At 46.8% G+C, this 8461-nt stretch carries 8 protein-coding genes; 3 read left to right on the forward strand and 5 right to left on the reverse strand.

Annotated features, from left to right (window positions below; all coding sequences use genetic code 11):
* The 3 genes from ACO6VE_RS23300 to tnpA all read right to left on the reverse strand — a co-directional run.
* On the reverse strand, nucleotides 1-210 hold a 210-nt coding region (locus tag ACO6VE_RS23300; protein ID WP_422463770.1), incomplete at its 3' end, for a transposase domain-containing protein.
* Between the two features lie 18 nt (nucleotides 211-228).
* Nucleotides 229-600, reverse strand: a complete 372-nt coding sequence (gene tnpB, locus ACO6VE_RS23305; RefSeq protein WP_101745387.1) for an IS66 family insertion sequence element accessory protein TnpB — start codon at nucleotides 598-600, stop codon at nucleotides 229-231.
* 2 nt (nucleotides 601-602) lie between these two features.
* The gene (tnpA, locus tag ACO6VE_RS23310; protein ID WP_422444696.1) at nucleotides 603-902 is read right to left on the reverse strand and encodes an IS66 family insertion sequence element accessory protein TnpA; all 300 of its coding nucleotides are present in this window, start codon (nucleotides 900-902) and stop codon (nucleotides 603-605) included.
* 429 nt (nucleotides 903-1331) lie between these two features.
* Between tnpA and ACO6VE_RS23315 the strand changes: the two genes are divergently transcribed.
* Both ACO6VE_RS23315 and ACO6VE_RS23320 read left to right on the forward strand, forming a co-directional pair.
* On the forward strand, nucleotides 1332-4202 hold the full coding sequence (locus tag ACO6VE_RS23315) for a phospholipase effector Tle1 domain-containing protein (RefSeq protein WP_422463772.1): 2871 nt from the start codon (nucleotides 1332-1334) through the stop codon (nucleotides 4200-4202).
* Nucleotides 4195-4830, forward strand: a complete 636-nt coding sequence (locus tag ACO6VE_RS23320; protein ID WP_422447341.1) for a hypothetical protein — start codon at nucleotides 4195-4197, stop codon at nucleotides 4828-4830. Before ACO6VE_RS23315 ends, ACO6VE_RS23320 begins: the two co-directional genes overlap by 8 nt.
* 625 nt (nucleotides 4831-5455) lie before the next feature.
* Here ACO6VE_RS23320 and ACO6VE_RS23325 read toward each other — a convergent pair.
* Nucleotides 5456-6469: an IS110 family transposase gene (locus ACO6VE_RS23325; RefSeq protein WP_422463774.1), complete on the reverse strand. Its 1014-nt coding sequence runs from the start codon at nucleotides 6467-6469 to the stop codon at nucleotides 5456-5458.
* 287 nt (nucleotides 6470-6756) lie between these two features.
* Between ACO6VE_RS23325 and ACO6VE_RS23330 the strand changes: the two genes are divergently transcribed.
* Complete coding sequence (locus ACO6VE_RS23330; protein ID WP_422447337.1) at nucleotides 6757-7275, forward strand: hypothetical protein; 519 nt, start codon at nucleotides 6757-6759, stop codon at nucleotides 7273-7275.
* A gap of 130 nt (nucleotides 7276-7405) precedes the next feature.
* Here ACO6VE_RS23330 and ACO6VE_RS23335 read toward each other — a convergent pair whose 3' ends face one another.
* A complete protein-coding gene (locus ACO6VE_RS23335) occupies nucleotides 7406-8278 on the reverse strand; it encodes a tetratricopeptide repeat protein (RefSeq protein WP_422463776.1) in 873 nt (290 codons plus the stop codon).
* Between the last annotated feature and the right edge of the window lie 183 nt (nucleotides 8279-8461).

Genomic DNA, 8461 nt, shown 5'->3' on the forward strand with positions numbered 1-8461 from the left:
CCCGAGAGCCAGCTGGTCCGGGTTTTCTATCAGTCTCTTTTCCGATTTTTCACCAAACAGCTGTTGTTTAAACCAGGCCAGCTGATGTTTGAGGGACTCGTTTTCCTGCTTCAGGTGTTTATTCGCGGATATGTGCTCCTGCAACAGCACCTGCGACTGCTGGAGCAGCTGCAGGTGACAGAGTTGATTGACAGGGACAGGTAGATTCATAGCCTTTGAATGTAGCTGCTACTCAGAGGTTGTGCTGTTCGATGTATCAGGTTTTACATAACGTTTGTGATAGCGGATAGAACGGGTATCAATACCGTCAATGATCAGCTTCAGGTCGGTCAATGCCAGCAGTTGTTTAACCGCCTGACCGGCGTGGGAGTGAAACTGACCCTGCTCCAGTCGTTTACTCCAGATGCAGTAACCGCTACGTTCAAAGTACAGCACCTTGCACTGGTTTCGGCGACGATTGATAAAGACGAACAACTGCCCACTCAACGGGTCTTCCTCAAGGGTATTTTTCACCAGAGCAACCAGGCCGTTGTATGACTTCCTCATATCGGTGGGGCGGTTATAAAGCCAGACCCGCACCTGTGATTCAGGAAAAAACATGATCAACGCCGCATACGCAGGGTTACACCACCGGGTAATTCGAGTTCAATTTCCCATGGAGGCAGGTCTGATGGTGTGTTGTGAAAATCAGTTTTAAATTCGAACCAGTCAGGGTCTGGTTGTGCTGGTTGATCAGGCCTTTCGGTTGCCTGCCTTAGTTTGCGCTTCCACAATGTGAAGGTTGACAGGCAGATATTGCGCGAAAGGCAAAAGGCTTTCTGGCTGATGCCGCTTTCCCGCTGTTGATCGATGAGGCCTTGCCACTGTTCAGAAGTGCGGCGGTTTGGTTGTTTTTGATTCACGGCTCGCTCCTGTTTTTGAAACAGGGGTTAGCGTGGCAGACAGATGATGGGTTTTGAAGACGTACTTAAATAAGCGCTTACACCGCTTCTATCGGGCAGTGGGCAGGCTAGAAGCCATGAAAACTTTTGCTCGGGAAATGGGGCAGCAATGGGTACAGGGGTTGTTTACCTGTAGTCGTTTATTTCATAGCGTAAGCTGATTATCCGACTTTTCCGTTGTTATTTGTTGCTCCTGTCATCTGGGGAGCTCTGTTATTTCTAACTTTTCCCCGATTCGTTTGTTGTTTGTTGTGATAAACAATTAATATCCTCATTTGAGTGGCTGTCAGGGCTTAATGGACTGCTGGGCTCGCGGCTTTTGGGCGGTATTTATTAGGGGTTATTTTATATGGATGTCCTATTTTTTCTTCCTATTTTTTCCTGGGCAGGGTGATCAAACTGCTGGGACAGCATGGGCAGGAAGTGGTGCTTGCCTATAACAAACTGGGGAATGTTCTGACCACAACCGAAGCAGGGAAAGACGAAAAGCGCATCACTCGCAATGATTACAATGCCATCAGTCAATTGACCAAGGTGATAGACGCCATGAACGGCTCTACCCGGTTTGAATATGGTCAGACGGGTGGCATCAGTGAAGTGGTGGCGGCCAACGGTGCGGTTACCCGTTATCGTTACAATGGCTTTGGTGACACCATTCAGGTAGATAGCCCAGATACCGGAGTGATCGTCTACGACTATAACAGCGCCGGGAACAAGATCCGGGCGGGTTCTGGCCATCTGAGACGTGAAAATGCGACTGGAACGAGCATTCAGTTTGAATACGACCTGCTGAATCGTCTGGTGGCTATCGATTATCCAGGCACAGGGTCGGATATCCGCTACCAGTACGACCAGACAGACGGTGTTCATGGTAATGGTACAGGGCAGTTGACCTCTATTGAGGATGGCAGTGGCAAGATTGAATACGGCTACGATGACTTTGGCAATACCATCACTGATCGCCGCAGCTTTGAGTTGAATGATCAGTCTTACGTCTACACACTGAGCTACCAGTATGGCAAGGCGAGTAAGTTGCTGGGAGTCACCTATCCCAACGGGCAACAGTTGAACTACCGCTATGATGCAAATCGTCTGAAGGGTATTGAGACACAACTGGCAGGAGTCCAAAAGACTTTAGTAGATAAGGTAAAGCATCAGTCATTCAGTGGCGTCAGTGACTGGCGGTACGGCAATGGCCTGTGGATGGACAGAAGCTTTGATGCCGACGGTCGGCTCTCGGCCTTGATGCTGGCATCATCCAGCCAGCCCAAACCAGGTCAGACACTTTGGGAACAGGTTTATGGTTATGATGCCTTTGACAGTATTGAAACCATCTGGCTGGACGATGACAGTGAACGACATTTTAAGTACGATGCACTGTCACGCTTGACTGCCGAACTGGATAGCCGGGTCAGCGACGAGCAGTTTTACCAATACGACAAAGCTGGAAACCGGACAGAGCACAGAATGGGAGAACCAGGACAAAAAACCGCCATCTGGAGCGCAGACTACCTGGCCAACAGCAACCGACTGCAATCTTATGGCAGCACCCAGGTCTTGCTCAGTGGGTCAGGCAGTACCCTGGTCGAAACCTCAGCGGCCAGGGATCGAAGGCATATCTATAACCGCCGGAACCAGATAGTAGCGACCTACATCAACTTCCAGCTAACAGGCACTTACGCCTATAACGCACTGGGCCAGCGCACCCATAAAATGACGCCATCTGCCGATGGCCCGGTACATACCGTTTACCATTACGGCCTCAGTGGCCAGTTGATGGCGGAAACCCGAGTCGACAGCCAGACAGGGAAAGAGACTCACAAAAACTACCTGTGGATGAACCAGGTGCCGGTAGCCATGACAATGACGGATGATTCTAAAGGTCAACAAATCACCTACCTTCATACGGATCATCTGAATACTCCCAGAAAAGCGACCAATGACCAGCAAACCATTGTCTGGCAATGGCAAAGCGATGCTTTTGGGATGGGGCAGGCCAACCAAGACCCGGACGGTGATGGCAAGGAGACGGAAATCAACCTGCGCTTCGCAGGCCAGTACTACGACCATGAAAGCGGTTTGTTCTACAACTACCACCGTTACTACGATCCGGAAACCGGGCGCTACAGCCAGAGCGACCCCATAGGGTTGAGAGGCGGCATCAATACCTATGCCTATGTGAACAGTAATCCGCTGGTCAGTACTGATCCATTGGGACTGTTTTTGTTTGCTTTTGATGGGACGGGGAATGATGCAGATGATCTGGGTGGTCTTAATGCGGAAGCAGAAACAAATGTCTCATACTTCAGGAGGTATTACGAGGAGGCATATTCTGAGGATGATGTGTTGTATCAACCGGGTGTAGGAACTGATGGCTGGCTGGACTATATCATTGGCGGTGCGACTGGCCTGGGCTCTCGTGAGAGGGTAAACGACGCTCTTTATATGCTCGATGTTCTTTTAAGGCGGGACTCATGGGATCGAACTATTGACATTGTAGGGTTCAGTCGTGGGGCTGCAGCTGCCAGGGAGTTCTCTAACGAGATCTTTGAACGCATTGATAATAATCATTGGGCTAATGTCAGTGAATGCAATCCCCTGAATGTTCGCTTTATGGGGCTGTTTGATACAGTCGGTTCAATGGGACTGGCAGGGAATAGCACAGATATTGGCTATGACTTCTCCGTTGATAGCCGTATTGGCCATGTAGCTCATGCTGTAGCACTCAATGAACATAGAGCTTTATTTCCTCTTTCCTCAGTATCGCCCAATGAGGGAGCCGATATTTCTTCCGGCGGCAATATTGTTGAACAGGGCTTTGTTGGTGCACATTCTGATATAGGTGGTGGTTATGGCGATAGTGACCTTTCAGATATAGCTTTGCAGTGGATGTATCATCAAGCATTGAGCGCAGGTGTTGAGCTGGGTGATTTGAAAGATGAACATAAAGTCGTTGAGAAGCCTGTTATTCATGATGAGAGAGGCTGGCTGGGCAAACTGGGTAATGAGGATAGAGCTATCTATTATCCGAATGATCCTGACTTTAAACCTACCCCTACATCCAAGTGCGAGAGGAAAGTGGATAACCGGTGTGTTCAGTATCAGGCTGCCCGAGAGTCAGAACGGCAGAGAACTGCACCTCAATTTCCTGATCTTGAGCATATGATTCAGAGCAAACCCGACGGTAATTTCCGTGGAACAGTTAATATGGATCTGTATCAGGTCTGGCTGGATGAGAATGGAGTATTTGGCGATGGTTAAAAGTAAGTTCAATACCTATGCTGCTATTTATCTGCTTCTAATGGTGAGTAGTTTGATGAGTGGTTGCAGTGCATTTGGCAGAAACTTTTACAGTATCGGTGTTCATAATGATACTGAGAGTAGTCTCTACTTTACTGAAGTGTTAAATGAACTGGATCAGTATATATTCCATAAAGGAAAAATGATAATACCCTTTAAGTCAAAAGACTTTAGCATTATTGGCTCTGTTCCAATCAAGGATACTCCTGAGTATGGACTGGTTCGCTGGAAGTTTGAAGAGGAAGGGGACTGGATAGAAAAGAAAGTGAAGGTCAAGGAAGGTTTGCCTGATAATTTTCAGGGAGCTATTTATTTTAGTATTTTGAATGAGAATGAGGTTTTTATATCTTGGATTCTTAAAAATGATAAATCTAAAGCAGTTGATTGTGGAGGTTATATATTCGAAAAGTACCACTATCGGGCTAAACCATATGTAGATAAGGATATAGCGATGTGGCAAGACTACATGGAACAGAAAGAGGCTGACCTAAAAGCGGGGTTGACGGATAAATACAAGAAACCCAAATTCTATGATACGGTGACAGAGAAATGGTTTCACTGTAATGTTCGAGCTTACTTGAAGCCTTAGGGCTATTGGCCAAGATGAGTGCAAAAAAGTGTAAATTGGCAATGATGGTTGCTTACTTCATCGTAGTAACCAACTGGCTTATTCTATTGTATTCTCAAGTGCCTTCAATTGTGAATAATGGAGTGCTAAATCCATATGGCTTTTTACTCGGAGGGCTTTATGCAGCAATAACTTTTGTCATATGGCAGGGGTGTATTTGCATCTTGTGGTTTTATCGTTCTGGAGGGGTATTGTCACATGTATTTGGTTTTTTGATCTTTGGGCTGTACTTGGTTGGTTGTTTGTTTTTCAAATAGAAAATAGGACACCCTTATATTTGACAAACAAGCTAGGAGGCTTATATGGTCCGCCCCGTTTTGCAAGAGCCTGTTTTGTTAATTTGCAAACAAAGATAACTGCAATCATATATACGGCCTATTAACGAGGTCTAACCCTCTGGCCCTGATGGGTATCCGCGCAACCTGGCCTTATCAGTCCGACGGCCTCAAGGGCCAAGTCTCCTATCAGGTTTCAGGTTGCCGGTTTTTACCTGTTCGCCATCAACTGTACATGCTCATCGCAATCTGCGGGTGTTTCTCCTTTGACTAAACTTATGCTTTACTTTGCTGCTGACGCCTTTACTTCATCATGCAGCCTTGTAAACTTCATTGCGAGTCATGATGACCCATACAATCCGAGCCATTTTATTGGCCAGTCCAACGGTGGCAACGTTGTGGTTACTACGCTCATTAAGCTGGCTAACCCACTTTTTACAACGGTCATCCTGATTTTTCAGGCAGTGGAGTACCGAACGTGCGCCGTGTATCAGTAATGTGCGCAAGTATTTATCACCCCGTTTACTGATCCCCAGCAAGACCGACTTACCACCCGTGGAGTGCTGTCTTGGAACTAATCCCATCCATGCGGCAAGGTGTCGACCAGAGTGAAAATAAGTTGCATCACCAATGGCGGCTCTCAATGCCGTGGCAATAATGGCTCCGATACCCGGCATGGTCATTAATCTACGACAAATGTTGTCATTACAAGCCAGTTCCTGAATTTTCTGGTCATACTGTTGAATACGCTGGTCAAGTCTGACCAACTCTTCTGATAAACCATGCAACAGCTCACGGGTCAGTGAATGGAGTCCATTTTCAGCATCTTCCAGAATACGTGGAAGTTGGGCACGAACTTTACCGATACCCTGGGCAACCACAATACCTTCTTCCAATAGCGAACCCCGGATCTGGTTAACCAGGGCAGTCCTCTGATCAACTGCTTGTTGACGATAGCGGTGCAGAAGTTGCCAGGCCTGCTGCTCTGACGTCTTAACAGGTACAAAACGCATACTGGGCCGTGAAGCTGCTTCTGTAATCGCTTCAGCATCGTTGTAGTCGTTTTTGTTGGTTTTGACATAAGGCTTGACAAACTGAGGTGAAATCAGCTTGACAGTATGTCCATAGCTCATGAATAACCGGGCCAAATAGTGAGCACCACCACAAGCTTCCATAGCGATAATGCAAGGCTCCAGATTTGCCACGTACTCCAGTAGATTCTTCCTGGACAACTTCTTTCTGATGACTTTCCTGCCCTTCTCATCAACACCAAACAGGTGAAAGTTGTTCTTGCCAATATCGATACCAAGTACTGAAATAGTCATGGGTGGTTCGCTCCGGTTAATCCTGTTTAAATGGTTAACTCCATTTTGGCTCATTTGAAGCCGTTTAGGAGGGGCGGACCATCCCATTAGTCCGAGAATAGACTGCCCTACTGCGGTGGCAGCAAATTGGTCTAAAAATTCCGTTTTGTTCGGCAAATAGCCCCGCTATTCACCTCAAAAAACCGAATTTTTATCCTCAATTTTCTGTCGTCCTCGCTACGGGGTCGCCTAGAGGGGCTGATCTCACCCCCTTTCTGGGTATCATTTATACCCTTGAAAACTGGCGTTTGATTACCGAGATACTGGAAAAAAATGTAAAGCAACCAAAGAGAACCAGGCATGAGGCTGACGAGTTAATATGGCTGGTACCCAATAATCCTTTCTGGGGAAAATCCGAAAAAGTTCTTAGTTGCTTACAATATGTACGGGATAGCGCAAAAACCACGGGGAAAAAAGCCAAAAAGCTGTACCAGCCAAAATTGTATTTGCCGCTGGCAGAAAATCATGACCGGCTACGGCGGGTTTGTGGAATAGAGTTTGAGGATTTCGATAAAGATAGCCTGTTTGGCTACACAGGAGACTTCTGCAACGGCAACGTTGAGGTGATTGTTAACAGCGATTTATTTGCTGTCGTTATATATCATTTATCAGCACCGGATACTTCTCCCATACCTATTCCGTTTGGCTTTATGACAACGGATAAAAGTCATATTGCTCATATCCGATCGCGGGTAAAGGCTTTCTTGAATGATATCGATATGGCAACAGGTAAGCCTCATGATATAGGTCAGTTAAGGCCAAAATAGTTACGGTTCGAATAGGGTTTCATGTTTTACATGAAGCCTTTCCTACCTGATATGGAAAAATAGAAGGGCTTCACTTATTTTTCAGAATAAAATACTCATGTCCTCAGCTGGTTGGTTTTTTGGACGAGAACTAACTCATCTCTACATCCGACATCTCTGGCTGTAACAACTTCTTAAACGACAGATGGCCATGCAGAACCTCAAAAGCCGTCTCACTGACGACTTCATCCTTTAATGCGGGAGATTGCAGTATGGCGGTTTCAAGGTCCCGTACTGCTTCATCATGCTGCCCAAGTGCCGCTTCTGCACAGGCCCTTTGCCAGTAGGCAAGCGCATATTCGTGATCATGATCAATCGCCTGATTGGTCAGTGATAGCGCCCATCGGGCCTCACCAAGATCCAGCAACGAGTCAGCCTTATAGGTCAGTGCCTCAACATCTTCTGGCTTGATTTCAAGAATCTGGTCATAGATGTTGATCTGCTCATGGAGGTTCGTCTCAAGCCCTGCACGCATCCATAATGAATGAACCTGATTGGTTTGCGATATCTTTTCCTGGGCAGAAATAATCTGCTCCGAACGCACGACCAGCTTCGTCTCAAGCTCATTCAGCCTTTTCTCATATTCCAGTGTCATCTGAGAAACCTGGCTTTCGACCTGTGCCTTAATGGTTTCACGAACCTCTCGCAATGAACGCCACCCAAGCAAAACCAGAATCGAAGCCGCGCCAGTAATGATGAAAAAGATATTGTTAACGGTATCCGTTGTATAGCGAACCGCCCGATCTGAGGCATCCAGCCGGGCCTCAGCAACTTTATTGATCAGTTCAGCCCGCATGAACTGCTGATCCTGACGGAGATTCTTGAGCTCATCAAGAATATAGCGCTCAATGAACGGCTTATAGAGGGGTTCATCAATCTCAGCTGGGGTTTGAGCCTTAACTGAAGAGATGTTCAGCACTACAGAGCAGGCAAGCAACAGCTTGAGGATAAGTTTATGAGGCATTAATCCTCCCTGGATTAGCCATCGTCTGATAATAACTGCGTTAAAGCTCTACCTTATCCCGACACAGGAAAACGGGTCAATGAGCTAAAGTTTTGCCTCGTCAGTAAAATCTGTGGGTCATTTCCGGTTCAGGTAACTTGCCAAGCGCATGATATAACGCGATTTCCGCACATCTGTAGGTCC

The organism is Endozoicomonas sp. ALB115, assembly GCF_049310245.1.
Taxonomy (GTDB): Bacteria; Pseudomonadota; Gammaproteobacteria; order Pseudomonadales; family Endozoicomonadaceae; genus Endozoicomonas.